Annotated in this window: 22 protein-coding genes and 1 tRNA gene; 10 read left to right on the top strand and 13 right to left on the bottom strand. The window is 40.6% G+C overall.

All coding sequences use genetic code 11. The features are described 5' to 3' along the window. The first annotated feature begins 1 nt into the window (after position 1). Positions 2–949: an SAM-dependent methyltransferase gene (locus KF820_06380; protein ID MBX3457963.1), complete on the top strand. Its 948-nt coding sequence runs from the start codon at positions 2–4 to the stop codon at positions 947–949. Continuing rightward, positions 942–1706 (top strand): peptidoglycan editing factor PgeF, encoded by a 765-nt coding sequence (pgeF, locus tag KF820_06375; GenBank protein MBX3457962.1) that lies wholly within the window; start codon positions 942–944, stop codon positions 1704–1706. The genes KF820_06380 and pgeF overlap by 8 nt, the downstream gene beginning before the upstream one ends. On the opposite strand, the gene rnc is transcribed toward pgeF, so the two are convergent. The 6 genes from rnc to KF820_06345 are packed head-to-tail and all read right to left on the bottom strand — an operon-like array spanning position 1703 to position 6074. Further along, complete coding sequence (gene rnc / locus KF820_06370) at positions 1703–2332, bottom strand: ribonuclease III (protein MBX3457961.1); 630 nt, start codon at positions 2330–2332, stop codon at positions 1703–1705. The two genes, pgeF and rnc, sit on opposite strands and share 4 nt — an antisense overlap. Beyond that, complete coding sequence (gene lpxI / locus KF820_06365; GenBank protein ID MBX3457960.1) at positions 2329–3144, bottom strand: UDP-2,3-diacylglucosamine diphosphatase LpxI; 816 nt, start codon at positions 3142–3144, stop codon at positions 2329–2331. The genes rnc and lpxI overlap by 4 nt, the downstream gene beginning before the upstream one ends. Before the next feature lie 2 nt (positions 3145–3146). Continuing rightward, entirely contained in the window at positions 3147–3944 is a 798-nt protein-coding gene (gene lpxA, locus KF820_06360) for an acyl-ACP--UDP-N-acetylglucosamine O-acyltransferase (protein ID MBX3457959.1), read from the bottom strand. A gap of 52 nt (positions 3945–3996) precedes the next feature. After that, positions 3997–4449, bottom strand: coding sequence for a 3-hydroxyacyl-ACP dehydratase FabZ (fabZ, locus tag KF820_06355; protein MBX3457958.1), 453 nt, complete (start codon positions 4447–4449; stop codon positions 3997–3999). A gap of 2 nt (positions 4450–4451) precedes the next feature. Beyond that, positions 4452–5474, bottom strand: coding sequence for a UDP-3-O-(3-hydroxymyristoyl)glucosamine N-acyltransferase (gene lpxD / locus KF820_06350; GenBank protein ID MBX3457957.1), 1023 nt, complete (start codon positions 5472–5474; stop codon positions 4452–4454). A 3-nt stretch (positions 5475–5477) separates the two neighbouring features. Further along, a complete protein-coding gene (locus KF820_06345; protein MBX3457956.1) occupies positions 5478–6074 on the bottom strand; it encodes an OmpH family outer membrane protein in 597 nt (198 codons plus the stop codon). A gap of 205 nt (positions 6075–6279) precedes the next feature. Between KF820_06345 and KF820_06340 the strand changes: the two genes are divergently transcribed. From KF820_06340 to KF820_06330, 3 genes are all read left to right on the top strand, one after another. Further along, on the top strand, positions 6280–7056 hold the full coding sequence (locus tag KF820_06340; protein ID MBX3457955.1) for a TatD family hydrolase: 777 nt from the start codon (positions 6280–6282) through the stop codon (positions 7054–7056). Continuing rightward, complete coding sequence (locus tag KF820_06335; protein ID MBX3457954.1) at positions 7053–7820, top strand: MBL fold metallo-hydrolase; 768 nt, start codon at positions 7053–7055, stop codon at positions 7818–7820. The genes KF820_06340 and KF820_06335 overlap by 4 nt, the downstream gene beginning before the upstream one ends. A 70-nt stretch (positions 7821–7890) precedes the next feature. Beyond that, a complete protein-coding gene (locus KF820_06330; protein ID MBX3457953.1) occupies positions 7891–10233 on the top strand; it encodes a hypothetical protein in 2343 nt (780 codons plus the stop codon). Positions 10234–10620: 387 nt separating this feature from the next. Here KF820_06330 and rpsU read toward each other — a convergent pair whose 3' ends face one another. After that, positions 10621–10824, bottom strand: coding sequence for a 30S ribosomal protein S21 (rpsU, locus tag KF820_06325; GenBank protein MBX3457952.1), 204 nt, complete (start codon positions 10822–10824; stop codon positions 10621–10623). Positions 10825–10936: 112 nt separating this feature from the next. Then, the gene (locus tag KF820_06320) at positions 10937–12157 is read right to left on the bottom strand and encodes an MFS transporter (protein ID MBX3457951.1); all 1221 of its coding nucleotides are present in this window, start codon (positions 12155–12157) and stop codon (positions 10937–10939) included. A gap of 180 nt (positions 12158–12337) precedes the next feature. On the opposite strand from KF820_06320, the gene KF820_06315 reads away from it, so the two are divergent. Both KF820_06315 and KF820_06310 read left to right on the top strand, forming a co-directional pair. Then, positions 12338–12414 (top strand) — tRNA-His (locus KF820_06315). Positions 12415–12435: 21 nt separating this feature from the next. Next, positions 12436–13482 (top strand): glycosyltransferase, encoded by a 1047-nt coding sequence (locus KF820_06310; GenBank protein MBX3457950.1) that lies wholly within the window; start codon positions 12436–12438, stop codon positions 13480–13482. A 163-nt stretch (positions 13483–13645) separates the two neighbouring features. Here the strand turns inward: KF820_06310 and KF820_06305 are convergent, their stop codons facing one another. The 5 genes from KF820_06305 to fliQ all read right to left on the bottom strand — a co-directional run bounded on the left by KF820_06305 (position 13646) and on the right by fliQ (position 18198). Continuing rightward, complete coding sequence (locus KF820_06305; GenBank protein ID MBX3457949.1) at positions 13646–14854, bottom strand: cell envelope integrity protein TolA; 1209 nt, start codon at positions 14852–14854, stop codon at positions 13646–13648. Between the two features lie 117 nt (positions 14855–14971). Further along, positions 14972–16030: an alkene reductase gene (locus KF820_06300; GenBank protein ID MBX3457948.1), complete on the bottom strand. Its 1059-nt coding sequence runs from the start codon at positions 16028–16030 to the stop codon at positions 14972–14974. A gap of 74 nt (positions 16031–16104) precedes the next feature. Continuing rightward, positions 16105–17181 carry a flagellar biosynthesis protein FlhB gene (gene flhB / locus KF820_06295; GenBank protein ID MBX3457947.1) on the bottom strand — a complete coding sequence of 359 codons (1077 nt, stop codon included), beginning with the start codon at positions 17179–17181 and terminating at the stop codon, positions 16105–16107. Then, complete coding sequence (fliR, locus tag KF820_06290) at positions 17174–17935, bottom strand: flagellar biosynthetic protein FliR (protein MBX3457946.1); 762 nt, start codon at positions 17933–17935, stop codon at positions 17174–17176. The genes flhB and fliR overlap by 8 nt, the downstream gene beginning before the upstream one ends. After that, entirely contained in the window at positions 17932–18198 is a 267-nt protein-coding gene (fliQ, locus tag KF820_06285) for a flagellar biosynthesis protein FliQ (protein ID MBX3457945.1), read from the bottom strand. Before fliQ ends, fliR begins: the two co-directional genes overlap by 4 nt. A gap of 143 nt (positions 18199–18341) precedes the next feature. On the opposite strand from fliQ, the gene rplU reads away from it, so the two are divergent. From rplU to KF820_06270, 3 genes are all read left to right on the top strand, one after another. After that, positions 18342–18659 (top strand): 50S ribosomal protein L21, encoded by a 318-nt coding sequence (gene rplU / locus KF820_06280; protein MBX3457944.1) that lies wholly within the window; start codon positions 18342–18344, stop codon positions 18657–18659. A 23-nt stretch (positions 18660–18682) separates the two neighbouring features. After that, a complete protein-coding gene (gene rpmA / locus KF820_06275; protein ID MBX3457943.1) occupies positions 18683–18940 on the top strand; it encodes a 50S ribosomal protein L27 in 258 nt (85 codons plus the stop codon). A gap of 541 nt (positions 18941–19481) precedes the next feature. Next, entirely contained in the window at positions 19482–19949 is a 468-nt protein-coding gene (locus KF820_06270) for a spore coat U domain-containing protein (protein MBX3457942.1), read from the top strand. The last annotated feature ends 8 nt before the right edge of the window (positions 19950–19957 follow it).

The following is a 19957-nucleotide window of genomic DNA, read 5'->3' as shown; positions in this document are numbered from 1 at the left end:
TATGCGTTTAGAAGACTATCTAACAAAAGTATTGTATGATCCAACAGACGGATATTATGCGCAATCAACTGTTGTTGGGAAGACAGGGGATTTCATCACAGCCCCCGAAGTATCGCCCCTATTTAGTCTTTGTATAGCTCAATGGATTATTGACCAATGGCACAATGCAGGGTCCCCTACTCCTATTAATCTGGTTGAGTTAGGAGCTGGCAAAGGGACAATGCTCGCAACCATATTAAAAAGCATGGAACAAATTCCACATTTAGCAAATAACTTAAAAACCTATATCCTTGATTCATCTGACCATTTAAAAGCTATTCAGCATAAAACTCTTCAACCCTATGCAGTTACTTGGATCAGCAGTCTTAATGAGGTTTCAAAAGGATATACCATCATCCTTGCAAATGAATTTTTCGATGCTCTACCGATTCAGTACTATAGATCTGATAGCACCACAACATCAGAATTGAACATCGATGATAATCAACTCGTTTGGGATACAATAGATTCCAACACATTCAACGAAGGCATCACGTATAAGTCTCGTCTATACGAACAATTCACTCAAGATATCTCTAACCTACTTAATGCGAACGCCGGAATCGGACTGATTATTGACTATGGGAATATGAATCCAGGTTTCACCTTACAAGCCATTAAAAATCATAAAAAAGTTGGACTGTTTGATTTCATTGGCCAAGCTGATATCACACATCATGTGGATTTTACTTACCTAAAGAGGTTATTTAATCATCACGCCATCAAAACGTTAGGCCCCATTCCACAGGGACAATTCCTGAAAGAACTTGAGATTGAAAATCTAGTTCATTCCTTAAGTTCTCTGCCTAATTATAGAGATCAGCTCTTGGCTGTTCATCGTCTGACCGCTCCCCAAGAAATGGGAGATCTATTCAAAGTACTTGCTATTCAAGGAGGATCCCATGCTTAAAAGTCTCAAATCTGAAAAACTGGAAACCCTGCCCAATATTCGACATGCTTTTATGACACGCCAAGGCGGGGTTAGTACAGGATTATTTACATCCCTAAATGCCGCTATGGAAAAACAAGATCGCCCGGAAGATGTCCGTGAGAATAGAGAAAGAATCGCAAAACACATTGGTGGTGATGTAAAAAATCTAGTAACAGCACGCCAAATTCACAGCAATAAAGTCATCGTCGTTGATGAGCCTTGGGACCATGCAGACCGCCTCGAAGGAGACGCCCTGATCACAACAAAACCGAACATTATCGTTGGTGTTATAACAGCCGATTGTGTGCCAATCTTACTGGCAGATGATAGCGCGGGAATTGTCGCAGCCGTTCATGCAGGCTGGAAAGGTGCAGTCTCAGGAATTATTCAGAACACAGTTGATAAGATGGTCGATTTAGGTGCAACCCGATCCAACATTACAGCAGGAATCGGTCCTTGTATCTGGCAAGATTCATATGAAGTTGATCAGCAATTCTATCAAGACCTGTCTGATTATTCAGATTTATTCAAGCCATCAAAAAAGGCAGATCACCGGATGTTTGATCTGCCTAATTTTGCCCTTAGAAAATTGACCGAAGCAGGAGTTACATCTATAACCCCATCTCCTGCCGATACCTATAGCAATGAACAGGAATTTTTCAGCAACCGCCGCCGCTTTCACCGAGATGAACCTCACTTTGGGTGTATGATGTCTTGTATTATGCGGACTTCCTAGCCCAATCGGGCTAACATGGCCTTAGCAACTTCTTGTTCCGCGATCTTGCGAGATTTACCGCTGGCTGATACGGTGATATCGTTAATCGTTAAAGACATTTCGAACTCCGGGGCATGAGCCGGACCTGATGTTGTAACCAACTCATACCGAGGAATCCCCAATCCGCGGCTTTGCGTCCATTCTTGGAGCAAACTCTTACTATCTTTGGGCGGTGCGTCAGACTTGGTCAATCGTGTCTTCCAGAATGGTAAAATGTAAGTATTGACGGCCGCCATACCACCATCCAGATAGATAGCAGCAATTAACGCTTCCATGGCATCACTCAAAACCGACGATTTTCCATCAAATTCTGTACCAACAAACTTAATCGCTTTGGCTAAGTCTATTTCTCGCGCTACATCTTGACAAACTTCGCGACTAATCAAAACAGCTTGGCGTTTTGCGAGATCCCCTTCTTTTTCTTTTGGGAAGGTATGATACAATAAGTCAGCAACCATATGCCCCAAGATCCGATCCCCCAGAAACTCTAAACGCTCAAAATCATTAACCTTTAATTTCTTTGAACTCGGGTGCGTCAATGCCTTATCCAGTAAGGCTGCATTTTTGAAGGTGTAAGATAGATTCATGATAACACTTTTATAAAAAGCCCTGCCTCATTTGCAAGGTTAATGACAGCCTCTTTCTCAAGAATTTGCGTAACATCAGCCTCAATGACAATACCGGCAAAACCAGCTTTAACACATTGATCAACCGTATCAACACCAATGGTCGGCAAATCGACAAGACGAGACTGTCCGGATTTTGACCATTTTATAAGGATGGGTTTGCGGCCCAATCGTTGATATGATGCACACCTATGAATAAGCTCAGCCGTTCCTTCAACGGCCTCGACCCCCAAAACCAATCCTTGTTGGATAACAATGGACTGACCGACATCCTGATCGCCTAGCATATGAAGAATACTAAGACCACGTTGAATATCTTCTTCAAATTCCGCATCAAATTTGCCTGAAGTTAGCATGCCTGCGCTTGCAGTAATTGGAACAAGATCTGCCGCTGAAAGAATTTCAAAACCTTGTTCCTGAAGGTAGTCTGTAATGGCAGATAAAACCCCATCATCCCCCTTGGAACCTAACCCAACGCGTGCCAATAATTTAGTTCCCGTCCAATCAAGAGATAATTCAGAAATACTGGGGCGTTTTATACCACCCGCCATAACCACATGCGTTACGTGATGTTTCTCAAAATATTCAAGTAATGGTGCGACCGTCCCCAATTTTAGCCATAGATGAGAGGTCCCTTCGACTGTATCATCCGGCGTTTGCCCCTCAAAAGCGACAACGTGCACAGGAATCTTAGCATGATGGCAATGGCTCAGAATCTGTTTTGGCAGACCGCCTGAACCTGCAATAAGCCCTATAACACGTTCTTGAGTCATCATTATCCCTTTGGCATACACAAATTACGATGCGATTCACCTTGGATAAAAGCAATCAAATTCTCGATTTCCGGAATGTCACTTTGCTCATCCTTAAGTTTTAAAAGGCGCTCTTGGAACGTTGACGGTTTTTCTTCGGTATCCGGTGTAAATAATGATCGATACGCTTCACGCAATGCGCTGATGGATTTCTGAGGGAACCCACGGCGCTTTAAACCGACAAGATTAAGACCAGATAATCGAGCTCGTTCACCAATAACGATCCCAAATGGGATTACATCTTGTTCTACGCCTGACATTCCGCCAATCATAGCATGAGCACCAATACGGACAAACTGATGAACTGCCGATATTCCACCAACAATGACGTGATCTTCAACAACTACATGTCCTGCTAACGTCGCTTGGTTCGCCAAAATAACATCATCCCCAACAACACAATCATGGGCAACGTGAACGCCGACCATAAACAGACCACGGCTTCCGATCTTAGTAACCGTATTCCCTGTTGCTGTACCCGGGTGCATTGTGACATATTCACGAATCACATTGTTATCACCAATCTCAAGATAAGTTAGTTCACCCGCATATTTTTTGTCCTGAGGTACGTGACCAATTGTTGCAAAGGGATAAATAATATTACCATTGCCAAGTGTTGTATGCCCTTCGATAACAACATGAGATTTGAGCTCAACATCATCCCCAATGGTGACATTTGGCCCTACATAGCAAAAAGGACCTGCTTTAAAGTTTTTACCAATTTTTGCTGATGGTTCAATCACCGTTGTTGGATGGATCATACTTTTCCTCTTTCACTTTTTATAGTCAATAAATGGTGACCATATAATATGGTTACTTACTTGCAATCATCGCGGTAAATATAGCTTCATCAGTCATAACATCACCAACCCAAGCTTCACCTCTAAACTTCCAAATATTTCCACGTGATTTTAACAATGAAACTTTTAGTTTTAAAGTATCCCCAGGCACAACCGGTTTACGGAACTTAGCTTCTTCAATCGACATAAAATAAACCAACTTGTCTGAAGAGTTATCCCCCATACTTTTCATAACTAAAACCCCGGCTGCCTGAGCCATTGCTTCAACGATCAAAACTCCCGGCATAACAGGGTGCCCCGGAAAATGTCCTTGGAAAAACCATTCATTCATGGTTACATTTTTAATTCCAGTTGCGCTTTCGCCCAACTTCACATCCGTTAGTTTATCAATAAGTAACATCGGAATGCGATGCGGAATCAAGTCCATAATTTCATTAATTAAAATATCTGGGGCGTTTTCTGTCATTTTTATTTTCCCTTTGTTGATGCTAATTTACTTAATACTGCAACTTGCTTAAAATGTTCTCGAATTGGTATAGCTGGATATCCTGCAATTTTAGCGCCAGCTTCGACATCGCGCATAAGGCCCGATTTAGCAGCAATCTGAACTCCATCACCAATCGTCAGATGCCCGGCAATCCCAACTTGGCCTGCTGCAATGACGAATTTACCTAGCTGGGTACTGCCCGCAATGCCAACCTGAGCCACAAGAATGGAATATTCACCAATGATAACATTATGGGCGATCATAACCTGATTATCAATCCGAGCGCCTTTTTTAATGTGGGTATCCGCATTTGAACCACGATCAATTGTCGTATTGGCACCAATGTCAACATAATCCTCAATAATGACCCGACCTAATTGTGGGACAGGAATGTGCCCCTTGGCATCCATATCAAATCCAAACCCCCGTTGACCAATCCGAGCCCCTGTCTTAATACCCACGTGACTACCAATCAAGCTATTAGAAACAGAAACATGTGAATCAATCTTACAACTTGCACCCACAATACAATTGGCGGCAATCACTGTATGGCTAGCAATAACAGTATGATCACCAATCTCTACCCCGTCTTCGATAACAACATAGTGTCCAATCGTACAGCCCTGACCGATTTTTGCAGTCGGGGAAATCACTGCCGTTGAGGCAATTTCAGACATATATTGCAAATCTTGGTAAAACATCCCCAATAATTTTGCGTAATCCCGGTATGGGGTTTTTGATATAAAGACAGGCAGATGGTTGGGGCGATGATCAACCAGATCTTCTGCAATAATACACACCGCGGCCTTAGTCGACCTTAGGGCATCCTGATATTTATAGTTATGATAACAAGCTAAATCGTTTGAAGTTGCCGTTTGTAATGTCGCAACCTCTGAAATCTTTTGATCTAAATTGTCCCCAAAAGATAAAGGTATCCCAAGAAACTCGGATATTTGCTTAAGGGTAAAAGGCCCCTTGTTTTTATAAAATCGTGTATCTGGCATGTCTTATTCCGACGGCAAATGAACAGTTGGTAATTTTAGGTTTAATTCTCTTAGAACTTCATCAGTAATGTCAAGCTCTGATCCGCCATAAAGCACAACTGAGGCGTCTAAAATTGTTGCATTAAAGACAAGATTCAAATTACGGCGCTTAGCCACATCTGTAACAATTTCTCGGATTTTACTTTCAATTTGCTCTTGTATACGGGCAAAAATCTTATTTAACGTATCCTTACGAGCACGCAACGTCTTGTCCAAATCCGTTACTTGACGATCAAGATCATCTTTTTTCGCACTCAAGTTTTTAGCAAGTTCCGGTGATTTCTTTTCAATCTCACGGATTTCTTCGTACTGTTTTTGTAATTGCTTCTCACGCCCCAAGATTTCTTCGTGAAAAGTTTTATACTGACGTTCAATCAACTCTTTAAAGTGACGCACAGCTTGCGCTTCGGTATTGATCCTACTCAAGTTAACAAAGGCAATCTGCGCCGATGGTAACGGCATAATTTCTATTTTGTTATAATATTTATAGCCATAGTATCCACCAATAATGGCGCCAACAAAAAGGACACTATAAATTATTTTCTTTAAAAGATTGATCATAGAAAAAACAATAGGCAGGTTATTTTGTACAATTGTACCAAATAAACCGCCCTATCGAAACAAAAAAAGCCCTATCTCTTTTACCGAAAGAGAATCATCGGATAAAAAGACAGCACAATATGGGGGACAGCGTCTTCAGTTTGTTTCGGGAGGTGGTTGACCCCATCCTGGACATCAGTATATGATGGTTTAAAAAGGATTTACAATGCTTGTTGATAGTCACTGTCATCTCAATTTCCCCGACTTCAAAGACGACCTTGATGATGTTATGCGTCGAGCTGATCTGAATGGTATAAAAACCATGTTGACGATTAACACCCGTTTAAGTGAATCCTTAGATATCCAAAAAATCGCAGACACCTATCCCCATGTTTTTTGCACAGTTGGCGTTCACCCCCATGATGCAAAAGATTATGCAGATGACGCACTTTTAAATAAAATTACACAACTATCTGATCATCCAAAAGTTGTTGGGCTTGGCGAAACAGGACTTGATTATTACTACAACAATAGTGATTCGGCTGATCAGATCCATTGTTTTGATATTCATTTAACCGCAGCAAAACAACTTGATCTGCCCGTTGTTGTCCACACACGCAACGCAGATGCTGACACCCTCAGTTGCCTTGATAAAACACCTGGAACCCAAGGCGTTTTCCATTGCTTTAGCGGAGGCATTGACATGGCCCGTGCGGGCCTTGACCGTGGATACTATATATCATTTTCAGGGATCATTACCTTTAAAAAAGCTGAGGAATTGCGAGAGGTTGTGAAGTTTGTCCCCCTTGATCGCATTCTTGTTGAAACGGATGCTCCTTTCTTGGCCCCCATCCCCCATCGCGGCAAGCGCAATGAACCGGCGTTTACTCTACACACTGCAGAAATGGTTGCTGAACTCAAAGGTATTTCGCTGTCCGAAGTTACAAAACAAACGACAGACAATTTTTTCACGCTCTTTAACCGTGCGACGAGGCCTGAATGATCGTTACTATTCTTGGATCAGGCTCGTCAGGTGGTGTTCCCTTAGCAACGGGCGACTGGGGCCAATGCGATCCAAACAACCCTAAAAATCGTCGCACCCGTGCAAGCATTCATATTGATATTAATGGATTAAGCTTCGTCGTTGACACAGGGACTGATTTCCGCCAGCAACTGCTAGCAAATTCAATCTCTAAAATCGACGCTGTTCTGTATACCCATTCCCATGCCGATCATATCTTTGGCATGGATGATTTACGGCATTTTCACTTTAAACAAGGTAGCCCCATACCAATCTATGCAGATGCTGTAACTCTAGGCTACCTAAAGCAGGCCTTTGGTTATGCTTTCAAAGCACCGAGTGGCCCCTACCAGACATTTATTACGCCCAATATATTCACTAATGAGCCCTTTAAGGTGCTAGGCGTTGATATCCTGCCGATCAAACTTGACCACACGGTTATGACATCTTGGGGGTTTCGCATTAATGATTTTGCTTATTGCACCGATTTTAAGCGGATTGAATCGCAAGAACTCGAAAAACTGCACAATCTTGATACCATTATCATCGATTGTTTAATGTTTGATGATCATAAAACCCACGTGAAATTTGATGAAGCCATGGCTATACTCAAGATCATTAAGCCAAAGCGCGCTGTATTTACCCACATGAATCAACATATGGATTATGATACCGCCCTAAAGAGATGTCCGGAACATATTGCTCCTGGATTTGATGGGATGAAGATTATCATCGGATCTAAATAGAATGTTTATCTGACTTAACTAAAAATTAAGATCTTCCCATCAATATATACCCCATAGAAACGGGGGTAATATGCTTAAATATCTTGGATATAAAAAAAGAGTTTTAATATTGCTGATGCACTTTTCATCAATATGCAGCGCTTCAGACTCTTCTGAAACAACCATCCACTTAACGTTAACACCCAGCGACGCTTTTCTGACAAAGAACTTACCTCCAACGCTAGCATCCGACTCGTCACCAGAAATAATTGCCCAAAATTTTATACAAGGTACAGCGGACGGTCTCAGTCGTTACATGACAGCCTCACGTTCATTATTCAATCAAGCCCTTAGAGGGGAATTCAATACACTGAACCAAGAAAGCATCCTTGCGCTACTCCATACTCAGCTTCCTGATATCATGGCGCATGCTCTGACATCCAATATTGATACAACAACACCGGAACAACGCCAGTTCTTAATTATCCAAAAGATTTTCCCTATTATGAGACAGGCGGTCTACCAGTCCCTGTTAGAAACGGGTAATTTTGGCAAGAAAAGAGAAGTCTATGTTGCTGAACGTCAACAAATTGAAACACACTACAAAGTTTCTGTTGCCTTAGCATCAACATTCATCCATGCCATTTTACCCGATGATTTCACATTAAAGCCAACCCTTTTATCACTCGCTAAACACGAAAAAGTTAGCAAGTATATCTTAGCAAAACTAGACAAATATTTTGCACAACAATCAGCAAAACTAATTCACAAAATAACAGGAGATATCACACCAGAAACGTTTAAAAATGCAGAAACCTTGTGGATTATCGGCCTTTCTGGCACACCGTTAGATCACTACCTATTATTCAGTCGAAATAAACTAAAAACACTATCTAGCAAGAAAAAAGAAAAGGCATTTAAAAATGTTTGGAAATACTTAAAACCACGTGTTAATCACCACATCCGAGTCGCCATCAACAGAACCATTCAAGGGTTTGCCAAGTTAGCTGCGCCCAAGATCAGCACACCGATCTTTGTAGCAGCCGCACATTCGATCAACAATAAGGCAAATGGAATTCGGTTACTAACAACAGGTGCAGGATATTACGCAGGCAATATGATGTGCCCTATTCCCTTTGTCGGTGGCGCTATGATTGCTGGGGGAACCTATTGGCTCACAAGTGGGTTGTTATATTCAGCTATTCCAAATGGGCTATCAAAAGCTAATACTGAGTTAGACAAAATAATAGCCCAACAAATAAAGCTGTTTGCCAATAACTATACCAATAGCATCTTGCCATTAACTGCTGAAGAGTATGCTCTATACCACTTAAATCCAAAGCCATCAGCACTTGAAATTTATCTGTTTTCTGATGATTATGACTTAAAAGACAAGCTTAAATCAGAAAAAGTAATCGGTTCTTTCCTCAAAGATTTAGCGCATTTCTTAAAAAAACCGGTATCGGTTCTCCTGTCCAAAAATTTGCCAAAAGTCCCTCTTGACATGAACAATATCGATGAACTCGATTTCATCAATACACTCACCAAACAAAAATCAACGCTTCCTTCTGAAACACAGATGCGACTTGAGTTTTATCGCTTTGCTGTTGCTTTAGACCAACATCAACAAAATTTGGATCTTTTTCACCAATCAAATTCATATCTATCTCAATTCCTATCCTATATTAGGGGTTACCAAAAGAACCCTCCTAAACTTCCAGACAAATATCAAAGCAAGCTTAATCAACTAACGCAATATCCGTCCTATGCGATTCATCAAGCACAATTAGATTTAGCATCAGAAAACAGGGAAACAACCGAAACAGAAATCGCAACATTATCTCGAGAATATCTCGAAGAAGCCCGCGATGTGCTTTCTAAAATAGATAAAGCTAAACAGGTGATAACCTGCGCAGAGGATCTTGAGAGTTTAGCACAGTCCCTGCCCTACGATCAGTATGTAAAGACTCTGGATCAAATTATATCAACCAATGAAAAACCAACGATTTCCTTAACCGTTCCAAGAAGAAATGAGAGTTTAATAAAAACAGAAGCACAGAACCTTTTTGAACGATATCAGTCTTATCTAAAACGAAATCAAGACAGTCAAGATAAGTTAATTGATACATTTGCTCAATATGGGATGGAAGCCTATATGCTGGCTCATTTTTATCAAGAGATAGTTAGAAAAAATCCCTATGTCTTTGACGGCCGAGACCTTAACCAACTCAATCTATCGGATATGGTTCTTGTAGCAGACCGCTTTAATAACCTGCGCTTAAACATGGTTACAGATTCTGAACAAAAAACCTATATTGATAGAAACAGAAATGAGCTTGCTCAATTTTATAGATCAACCTCATTCAAAGATAACGCCGTATGGACATACAGCTCATTGATTAAAGAATACCAGAAGAAACAATTTAAATTTTAATCCAAGAGCACCTTGTAAAGTAATTTTAACTCTCAACAAATCTTCATAGCTAAGATAATTTAACATAAATCCGACATAAAAAAATCTGCATAGGACTAAAGTCCGTCATTCTCGGCTTTTTATGTCGAACTGAGGTTAATTTAGAATTGTTATTTCACTCAAGCATATTTCCAAAGACAATAATCTCTTCACGATCAAGTAGATCAGAAGCTTGCAAATTAGAGGAAAAAAAGTAGTTGCAAAATTTCTCGCTATTTTCTTTATCAATGGGCCCTGTTTAATAATGAGATGTTTACCATATATTATTTCATTACCTAGACTTAAGAAAATAAAAAACAAGGCCCCCAATTGGGGGCCTTGTCGGTCATTCTATTGAAAGCTTGAGAATTAATAGCCTTCGCGTTCCAAACGTTTACGCATTAATTTACGGAAACGGCGGACAGCTTCAGCTTTCTCACGTGCTTTTTTAATGGATGGCTTTTCAAAGTGACGACGCATCTTCATTTCACGATAGATGCCTTCACGTTGCATTTTCTTTTTAAGAACACGCAAAGCTTGATCCACGTTATTATCACGAACTGTAACTTCCACTAAAATCAACCCCTTTCTATTTTAGATTTTGCAATATACTTGCCTTTTAAATATATAGATCATTTATCTTTTTTTCAAGCCTGACGCTGTATAAGTTCATAAGAAATAAGACTCAAGCAACCGCTGATTTGTATCGAGTCATCCGTAAAAACAACATTCCGCTCGCAATAAGGGTAAAGCAAAGCCCCCCCATAAAACACCCTGTCGATCCAATAATATCCGACAAATGCCCGGCCAAAGAATTTCCAATCAGAACAGCAATACCCGACGAAAAATAATAGATTGCAAAGGCTGTCCCTCGAAGTTCAGCCGGAGTTGACTCAGCAACAAGCGTTGACAAAATACCTTGAGTCATCCCCATGTGCAATCCAGCCAACATCGCCGCAATAGCAACCCCAACAATATCATGCGTCATAAGGAATACAACATTAGTCGCCACTAAAACTAAGATTCCCCGAAATAATAAGTTATTTAGATTGTGTCGATTGGCCATTTTTCCAATTGGATAAACAACACCTGCATGTACTAAATCCATCCCCACAATAAGCAGGGGCAGAAATTCAACTGGCCAGCCCACATCCTTGGCACGGATATTAATAAAAGCCTCACTAAAACGAGCCAGCATCAAAACAAAAGCAACAATCAACAAAGACCAGAAACTGGATGGCAAATATTTGATATCTGAAAACTGCCATCTCATTGACCGCTTGGGTAGTTCATGAGAAATATTTGGTTGCTTTACAAAGATAAGCAATAAAACGAATGCAATTAAGGCAGGAATTGCTGATAATGTAAAGATTAATCGGTAATCATAATCTGTCACAGAAACAAGGACAGCTGCAATAATTGATCCGAATACAGCACCACACGTATAAAGTGCTTGGCGCAAACCATAACTTTGACCACGATGCAGATTTTGAGATATGTCGGCAATTAAAGCATCCGTGGGTGATGATCGGATCCCTTTAGATAATCGGTCAATTGACCGGGCAGCAAAGACCCAAGTAACACTTGACGCCGCAGCAAAGATAAATTTAACCAAGATGGAAAGGCAAGATCCCAAAGCAATTAACGGTTTTCGTGACTTAAAAATATCACTGGTTACGCCAGAAAACACTTTAGAGAAAAAAGCTAAAGAAATCGCAACACCTTCGATCATCCCAAGTTTTGCACGTGATGCGCCTAACACATCTACAATAAAAATTGGCAACAACGAAAATACCATTAGGGATGAAGTACTCCAGAAAAAACTCATCCATGAAACCGCCCATAAACTGTGGCGAGATTCCGACTCGTTCAGTTCCTGACTATCGAATAGTGACTTGAATCCCATAGGATTCCTCCATTGCCCGTTTTCCTTGACTATAGCAGAGATTGACCTATTCAGAAACTGCTTTTATCATTAACGATCAAACTAAAACATAATAGAACCTGATCAGGCAAAACCTCCCATCATAATTTTCAAAAACCAGTTGACGATCTGGGCAATACACGTTATTAATAATGACATGTGGCGGGAATAGCTCAGTTGGTTAGAGCGCAAGATTGTGGCTCTTGAGGTCGCCGGTTCGATCCCGGTTTCTCGCCCCATTCATTTCAAAGATTACATCAATGACTAATCCTAAAATTCTGAATATTATGCTAAGTCGTGGCAGAGGCGGTATTGAACAAGCCTTTATCAACATTGCGACCATGATTGGCAAACATACAGACTATGATCAGATGGCCGTCCTTGATCTGAAATCCCCCCTATCCCTACCAGATACAATTGCACAAAAACGAATAAAGCAGTTTGCTGACTGGGATCCTATTGGGCTTTGTATGCTCAGAAAAACAGTCACGCAATATAAACCTGACATTATTTTATGTCACGGCAATCGCCCCCTTAAGATGATGCTAACCTTACGAAGATTTGGACTTGTATCCGGTCGGATCATTGGTTTTTGTCATAACTATAGCGTTAAACATCTCATCAAGGCTGATGCTATTCTTGCAGTATCTCAGCATATGATCGATGATCATCTGACCCCCGCAGGATTCCCCAAAAATAAGGCGTTTCATTTGCCTAATATGATTGATCTGACAAACGTTAATCCTGTTAAGCTCAAACCAAAAACGGAGACCTTGATTATTGGAGCCATGGGGCGGTTCGTAAAGAAAAAAGGCTTTGAAGATTTTATCCAAGCGATTGGTTTTTTGAAAAACAAAATCAAGCTTAAAGTGATCATTGGGGGCTCAGGCCCCGAAGAAGCGCATCTAAAAGCATTGACTCAAAAACTGGGCCTTGACGACATCATTGAGTTTGTAGGATGGGTACACGACAAACGCGCCTTTTATGATCAACTGAACGTTTTTTGCGTTCCCTCCCGCGAAGAACCTTTTGGCATTATTGCTTTGGATACCCTCGCTTATGGCTGTCCCCTTATCTCTACCCGTGCAAAAGGACTCGCTGAAATTCTAGAGGGGCAAGAAGCTGCCCTATTGTGTGAGGTAAACAATCCAGAAAGTCTAGCCCAAGCTATCGGTCAAATAAGTGATTGTTCAGACGACCAGATCAGGAAAATGCAACACAATGGTCTAAATTTAGTCCAGGGATACAGTATGATGACAATAGGCAATCGTTTCAAAGAATTTTTTTCAGAAAAAAACTATCATTGATTTTTTATTTATTGGAACATAAATATAATTGTTCTCATTGATTTTCCTACAAGGAATAAGGAACGAAATCAGTACTTAACACGTGAGCGACGATGTGATACGACCTGAAAAGACAATAAAGCCACGTGAATACGTGGCTTTATTGTAGGATGGATTCTAAGAGTTACATACGAACCCAACGCGAGCCATTCCATCGCTCTCTTTTAGTATTATTGATACGCACATCCCCAACTTGAGGTTGGCTTAAAGATTCAAGTTCTCTTGATCCCTGTTGCTGAACCTGAGATTGCCCTGATCCTTGCTGTTTACGAAGTTCTTCTTGAGCTTTAGCTTGACGCTCTAGTTCTTGCTGTTTACGAAGTTCTTCTTGAGCTTTAGCTTGACGCTCTGCTTCTTGCTGTTTGCGAAGTTCTTCTTGAGCTTTAGCTTGACGCTCTGCTTCTTGCTGTTTGCGAAGTTCTTCTTGAGCTTTAGCTTGACGCTCTGCTTCTTGCTGTTTGCGAAGTTCTTCTTGTTCATCAACAACAGGAACAAATGCTTGAAAGTGATATGGGTTATAATATAAACGTGCTATTCTCGTTGCCCCATCTGGAATATATTGGTGAGAAAGATGAATATTACCATCTACTAATGGTTTTTTACGGTCAGCCCATGTATAGATTTGCACGCCAATATTATTCAGATACGCAATTGCATCGATTGCTGTGAAGTTTTGGCCTATATCATCGTGATTAACACCACCATCTGGTGCAAACGCCATCATTTCATTATTATCTATATAGGTATTAACATAAGCCAAAAATGCAGCGCTTGACATGCACCGTTGTCTGAAAGCTTCCCATATTGCATTTTCTTTTCTTTGTAATTCCGCCTTTTGTAAATCTGGAGGCAAATCTTCCGTCTTTCCGCCATTCTCTTTTAAGATACGATTTCTCTCTTCTTCGAGATCATCTATCTTTTGTCTAGCTTGTATATACTCATCATAACCAATTGCTTTTCTTACTGTAGCAGATAGTTGTTCCGGGTTATGCGTTGCAGAAAGAATGTCGTTCCCAACCATCCAACGAACAAGAGAACTATTTTTCTTTTCACGCAACAACTTTGCTTGTTCAGCTGCATTCAACCCCATTGAGTTAAAGAAACAAGCCATATTGCTTCCTGAGACATTCTGAACCTTATATTGTTTTCCACCAAGAGAAAAATCACCCCAAGGCGCCCCAGTTTCATTAACAGGGGTAGTATGCTGCTGAGGTAAGTCTCGTGCTTGCTCAACAAAGATAGCATCCCAATCCTGATCACGCAACGGATCATCAGATGAATACACAGAAGAAATAGAAAGCCCTAATAAAAGTGATAGAGTTGAAATACGCATTTTTTTAAATCCTAAAAATTATACACAATAATGATATGGTCCTTTCCCCCTCAAAAATCAAATATAATTCTAGTTTTTTATAAAAAAATTACAAATAAAGCTAATACGTTGATTATATTAAATATCCTCTAGGAATGGATAGTCCGTATACCCTTCTGATCCCGAACCATAAAAAGTCTTAGAATTCGGCTCGTTTAGGATAGCACCACCTTTAATACGGTCGACAAGATCCGGATTAGCAATATAACTTTTACCAAAGGCAATCGCATCTGCTTTACCATCCAATAATAACATCTCGCCCAGATCAGATGTCATCCCTTCATTGGCAATATAAACACCGCCAAATTTTTCTTTCATCATAGGACTTAGACTATTTTCAGCAACATACTCACGAGCACAAATAAAAGCAAGACCACGCTTACCTAATTCCTGAGCCACATAACCAAATGTCCCGGCAAGATCCGAGTCTCCCATACTATGAGAATCTCCACGTGGTGCCAAGTGCATTCCAACACGCCCGGCTCCCCAGACTGAAACAACAGCATCTGTTACTTCCATCATCAGTCTTGCGCGATTTTCAACAGGCCCACCATACTCATCTGTGCGGTGGTTTGAACAATCCTGCAAAAATTGATCCAACAGATAACCATTAGCACCGTGTATTTCAACACCGTCAAAGCCAGCCTTTTGTGCATTGATTGCCCCCAAACGATAGGATTCAACAACAGCTGGAATCTCATCAAGACTTAAAGCTCGTGGCTCAGGGAACGGTGTAATTGGGCGCACTAAACTGACATGTCCTTCTGCTGCGATAGCACTCGCGGATACGGGTTGTTTGCCATCCAGATACATCGAATGGGAAATACGACCCACATGCCAGAGTTGAAGGAATATACGCCCGCCTCTATCATGCACAGCAGCTGTCACCTGTTTCCAGCCGTTGACCTGTTCATCAGACCATATCCCCGGTGTATCCGGATAACCAACGCCCATGGGATCAACCGAAGTTGCTTCTGAAATAATCAATCCAGCACTTGCTCGCTGTGCATAATACTCGGCCATTAATGGGTTAGGCACGCGCTTACCGCCACCTGCACGGCACCGAGTCAACGGCGCCATCACAATACGATTTGGAAGAGTTAATTCACCCACGACAAGTTCCGATAGAAGTTTCATTGATTTTTCCTAAAAACAGTTTTTTTAATCATATATCCTGATCCCACCAAATAACAAGCGTATCCACAAAGCCCCTAAAAATACTGACGCTTTAGGTTCATAACAAATCGGATTACTTCTGCCACAGCTTGGTAATGCTCTGGCGGAATTTCTTGTTCTAGATCAACGCTGGCATACAAAGCACGCGCCAGCGGTGGGTTTTCATAAATGGGAACCTCTTTCTCTTTAGCCAACTCCCTAATTTTTAAGGCAATATTATCGACCCCCTTAGCAACAACAACTGGGGCATTCATGGTTTCGGAATCATATTGAATCGCAACAGCAAAGTGAGTTGGGTTTGTGATAATGGCTGTTGCTTTACCTACAGCTTCCTTCAAATTCTGCTTGATACGTTGCTCTGCTATTTGACGGCGTTTCCCCTTAATTTGAGGATCCCCTTCAAGATTTTTATGTTCACGCTTAACTTCATCTTTGGTCATACGCAAAGACTTCAAGAGTTCAAATTTCTGGAACAAATAGTCCATTATAGAAATAATCGCCATGGCTGAGACCACAATTACGATTGACCGCGTTACATAAGTCCCAATTATTCCTAGGACCTTATCCACCGGCAAATAAATCATCCCGGCAACTTCATCTAACTTTCCCCGAAAAAAGATATATAGCGCCATCCCCACAATCGTGATTTTGAATAGTCCCTTAATAAACTCCACAATAGATTTTTTTGAAAATAGACGCTTAAATCCTTTCATCGGTGATAACTTCCCCAAATCCATTTTCAAGGCTTGAGTTGAAATTGCAAATTTTGTCTGAAAAAACCCTCCGGCCAAGGCTGCTGCCATATAAAATCCAAGCAACGGTAAACTTAGCAAAAAGAAATCAAAGATAATCTGCCACAACAATTCACTGATTGTCGCCGGATCCACAGAAAATTGATCAGGTGATGATATGTATTGCGTGAAATTCTTACGGAATTTTTGCCCAACATACCAAGCAAACATCATGATTGTCAGCCCGGCAGTCCCCAACATCATCCAATGAAGAACCTCACGAGAATAAGCAATCTGCCCCTTTTTGAAGGCTTCGTCTATCCGATGTTGAGTCGGTTCCTCAGTCTTGGAACTCTCGTCTTCTTCACTGCCTTCAGCCATTGCCTATCCCTTGTAAAAAATTGCGAAAATGATCCATAAAAACAATCATGATCGTACTAACAATTGCAGCTAATAACATAAATCCAAGGAACACTTGAACCGGCATGAACATAAAGTAAACCTGCATCTGTGGCATCAATCGACTGACAAGCCCTGTACTCACATTTAATAATGTCCCCACAATCATTACAGGAAAAGCAAGTTTAACCCCTAGCCAGAAACTATCAGCAACCACGTTTACCATAGCCTTGGAAAAATCACCGATCAAAACAGGACCTTGCATGGGAAAAATCTCATATGAATGAACAAGACCTGCAAAGATTAAATAATGCGCATTCGTTGCAAACATCAACGCCGTTGCCCCAAACATCAAAACCGTACCGATTGCTGTATCTGACGTCCCCAGCGATGGGTTCAAAAGGGATGCACCAGATAAAGATGTATGCAACCCGATAATATTTCCTGTCGTCTGAAGTGCATCCAATAGGATTCGCGTCATTATCCCTAAAAATAAGCCAAAAAATATCTCGCGACATATATAGAGAACTGTCAGAGGCGACAAGAATTCTTTGACAGGAACTCCCTTTGAAACAAGGGGAGCTAAAACCAACGTTACAACAAAAGCCGTTATCAACCGAATGCGAGGAGACACAAAACTTTCCCCAATGCCGGGAAAGAATAGAAATAGACCACTCAGCCGCATAAACACAAAAAAATATTCGTAAATTTCTTGGAAATAAAAAGTATACGTCATTGGCGATCAGTAATATGTCCGTAAAGTTCATGAGTCAAACTTGACAAAGTTGCCCCAATAAATGGCATAGAAAAAGCAATAACAACAAATAAAACAATCATTTTGGGAACAAATGTTAATGTAGTTTCTTGGATCTGAGTTAATGCTTGAAACAAAGAAATAATGACACCGACAACCAAGGCTGCTAATAACAGTGGTAACGAGATCTTCACAATTGCGATCATCGCATGATCAAGAATTTCTAAGACTAATTCTGGTGTCATAAAATTTACTCAATATTTTTATGAAATTCACTAGTTTAATCTTGACACAGACAACAAAAAAACGATAGATGTAGTAAGATAATTAACGCAGTCTTCAAGACTGTGTTCTTTTTGTGTTTTCTTTTAAACAGAAAGTTTAAAATATGTTTGCAATAATTAAGACCGGTGGTAAGCAATATAAGGTCGCTGAGGGGGACGTTATTCGTCTCGAAAAACTCGACGCCCAAGCCGGCAGCAAAGTTGAATTTACAGATGTTGTTCTTGTCAATGATGGCAAGAAAGACCATATCGGTGAACCAACTGTCGCTGGCGCCACAGTAACAGCAACTGTCGAAGAACAGATGCGTGATCGTAAAGTGATTGTTTTCAAGAAGACCCGTCGACACAACTATCGTCGCAAAAAGGGTCATCGCCAACACTTGACAGTTGTCAAGATTACAAAAGTGGCACTTGGAAAGTAATCCGGATATAAAGGAGTAAGTCTATGGCACAGAAAAAAGCTGGTGGTAGTTCCCGTAACGGTCGCGATTCAATTGGTCGCCGCCTTGGTGTAAAAAAGTTTGGTAATGAACATGCAATCGCTGGAAACATCATTGTTCGTCAGCGTGGCACAAAGTTCCATCCAGGTCAAAACGTTGGCATGGGTAAGGATCACACACTGTTCGCCCTTATTGATGGCACAGTGACATTCCATTCAGGAGTTAAAAACCGCTCCTACGTTTCGGTTATCCCAACCGTTTAATAGAGATTTTGAAAACACAAAAAGCAACTCTAGCCGCCCAATTGGGCGGTTTTTTTATATACTAATGACATCCTCTTCTAAACCATGTAAGTCAGCATCCCTGATATCAGACTGATAACCATAATAAAAATCTCACTGAAGTATGGGATCGTCATCTCCGACGAGCAAAGCTAGGATTTCGAAGAAAGCCTGAGCTTGGATTGATTGGAGGTTCACGCTTTCTTATGGTTTCCTGAATTGTATCTTTACATTATGCCTTAAAAAGTGTGAAAAACCGACTTGAATAACTATAGTACAAGCAACACCGTTGTGATGCCAAATTGCTAATATGAATGACTATGCTTTACAAAAAACAAATAAAAATTATATAAGAAGCATATTTTATTAATCATAATTAATAATTACTATAAAAAATAATATTTAACCACACTTCTTCATAGTTAAATATTATTTTTTAACACTACTATATTCATAATTAACCCTTTATTAAAGAACATGATAAGAAACTTGACTTATAGTAAATTTTTATTTGTGTTTTAGTATGAAGATATTTCTTATTGTACCAAGCCTATTAACAAGTCAATTATGGGCAGCAACTCAAACATCAAATTTTACAGTAACAGCAACAGTTAATGCAAATTGCACTATTGTTACAAACAATCTGGATTTTGGCAATTATCTGGGCGCTCAAATAGACGCATCAACAACGATGACAATTAACTGTACAAACGGTACCCCTTATACAGTTGCTTTAAATATAGGAACAGGATCTGGAGCAACTTATGCAAATCGGATTTTAACATCCGGCGCATCAACCATGAATTATAACTTATTTACCGATACAGTCAGAACAACTGTTTGGGGGGACGGGACATCCTCATCCCAGCTCAATAATGGCACCGGATCAGGCACAAACCAAACATTAACCGTTTATGGAAGACTACCAGGCTCACAGACACCAACAAGCGGGACATATACAGATACAGTCACGGCAACAGTTACTTATTAGGGGGGTTA

The organism is Candidatus Paracaedibacteraceae bacterium, assembly GCA_019636055.1.
GTDB lineage: Bacteria > Pseudomonadota > Alphaproteobacteria > Paracaedibacterales > Paracaedibacteraceae > Paracaedibacter.
The sequence above is the reverse complement of the archived record's forward strand: the minus strand, read 5'-3'. Positions and strand labels throughout refer to the sequence as shown.

What these genes read in the sequence shown, in the direction of transcription:
- KF820_06330 (MBX3457953.1), top strand. Translation starts at nt 7,891, where the DNA reads ATGCTTAAATATCTTGGATATAAAAAAAGAGTTTTAATATTGCTGATG.
- KF820_06340 (MBX3457955.1), top strand. Translation starts at nt 6,280, where the DNA reads ATGCTTGTTGATAGTCACTGTCATCTCAATTTCCCCGACTTCAAAGAC.
- KF820_06300 (MBX3457948.1), bottom strand. Translation starts at nt 16,030, where the DNA reads ATGAAACTTCTATCGGAACTTGTCGTGGGTGAATTAACTCTTCCAAAT.
- pgeF (MBX3457962.1), top strand. Translation starts at nt 942, where the DNA reads ATGCTTAAAAGTCTCAAATCTGAAAAACTGGAAACCCTGCCCAATATT.
- KF820_06335 (MBX3457954.1), top strand. Translation starts at nt 7,053, where the DNA reads ATGATCGTTACTATTCTTGGATCAGGCTCGTCAGGTGGTGTTCCCTTA.
- lpxD (MBX3457957.1), bottom strand. Translation starts at nt 5,474, where the DNA reads ATGCCAGATACACGATTTTATAAAAACAAGGGGCCTTTTACCCTTAAG.
- KF820_06310 (MBX3457950.1), top strand. Translation starts at nt 12,436, where the DNA reads ATGACTAATCCTAAAATTCTGAATATTATGCTAAGTCGTGGCAGAGGC.
- fliQ (MBX3457945.1), bottom strand. Translation starts at nt 18,198, where the DNA reads ATGACACCAGAATTAGTCTTAGAAATTCTTGATCATGCGATGATCGCA.
- rplU (MBX3457944.1), top strand. Translation starts at nt 18,342, where the DNA reads ATGTTTGCAATAATTAAGACCGGTGGTAAGCAATATAAGGTCGCTGAG.
- KF820_06345 (MBX3457956.1), bottom strand. Translation starts at nt 6,074, where the DNA reads ATGATCAATCTTTTAAAGAAAATAATTTATAGTGTCCTTTTTGTTGGC.
- KF820_06320 (MBX3457951.1), bottom strand. Translation starts at nt 12,157, where the DNA reads ATGGGATTCAAGTCACTATTCGATAGTCAGGAACTGAACGAGTCGGAA.
- KF820_06305 (MBX3457949.1), bottom strand. Translation starts at nt 14,854, where the DNA reads ATGCGTATTTCAACTCTATCACTTTTATTAGGGCTTTCTATTTCTTCT.
- fliR (MBX3457946.1), bottom strand. Translation starts at nt 17,935, where the DNA reads ATGACGTATACTTTTTATTTCCAAGAAATTTACGAATATTTTTTTGTG.
- flhB (MBX3457947.1), bottom strand. Translation starts at nt 17,181, where the DNA reads ATGGCTGAAGGCAGTGAAGAAGACGAGAGTTCCAAGACTGAGGAACCG.
- fabZ (MBX3457958.1), bottom strand. Translation starts at nt 4,449, where the DNA reads ATGACAGAAAACGCCCCAGATATTTTAATTAATGAAATTATGGACTTG.
- lpxI (MBX3457960.1), bottom strand. Translation starts at nt 3,144, where the DNA reads ATGACTCAAGAACGTGTTATAGGGCTTATTGCAGGTTCAGGCGGTCTG.
- rpmA (MBX3457943.1), top strand. Translation starts at nt 18,683, where the DNA reads ATGGCACAGAAAAAAGCTGGTGGTAGTTCCCGTAACGGTCGCGATTCA.
- KF820_06270 (MBX3457942.1), top strand. Translation starts at nt 19,482, where the DNA reads ATGAAGATATTTCTTATTGTACCAAGCCTATTAACAAGTCAATTATGG.
- rnc (MBX3457961.1), bottom strand. Translation starts at nt 2,332, where the DNA reads ATGAATCTATCTTACACCTTCAAAAATGCAGCCTTACTGGATAAGGCA.
- lpxA (MBX3457959.1), bottom strand. Translation starts at nt 3,944, where the DNA reads ATGATCCATCCAACAACGGTGATTGAACCATCAGCAAAAATTGGTAAA.
- KF820_06380 (MBX3457963.1), top strand. Translation starts at nt 2, where the DNA reads ATGCGTTTAGAAGACTATCTAACAAAAGTATTGTATGATCCAACAGAC.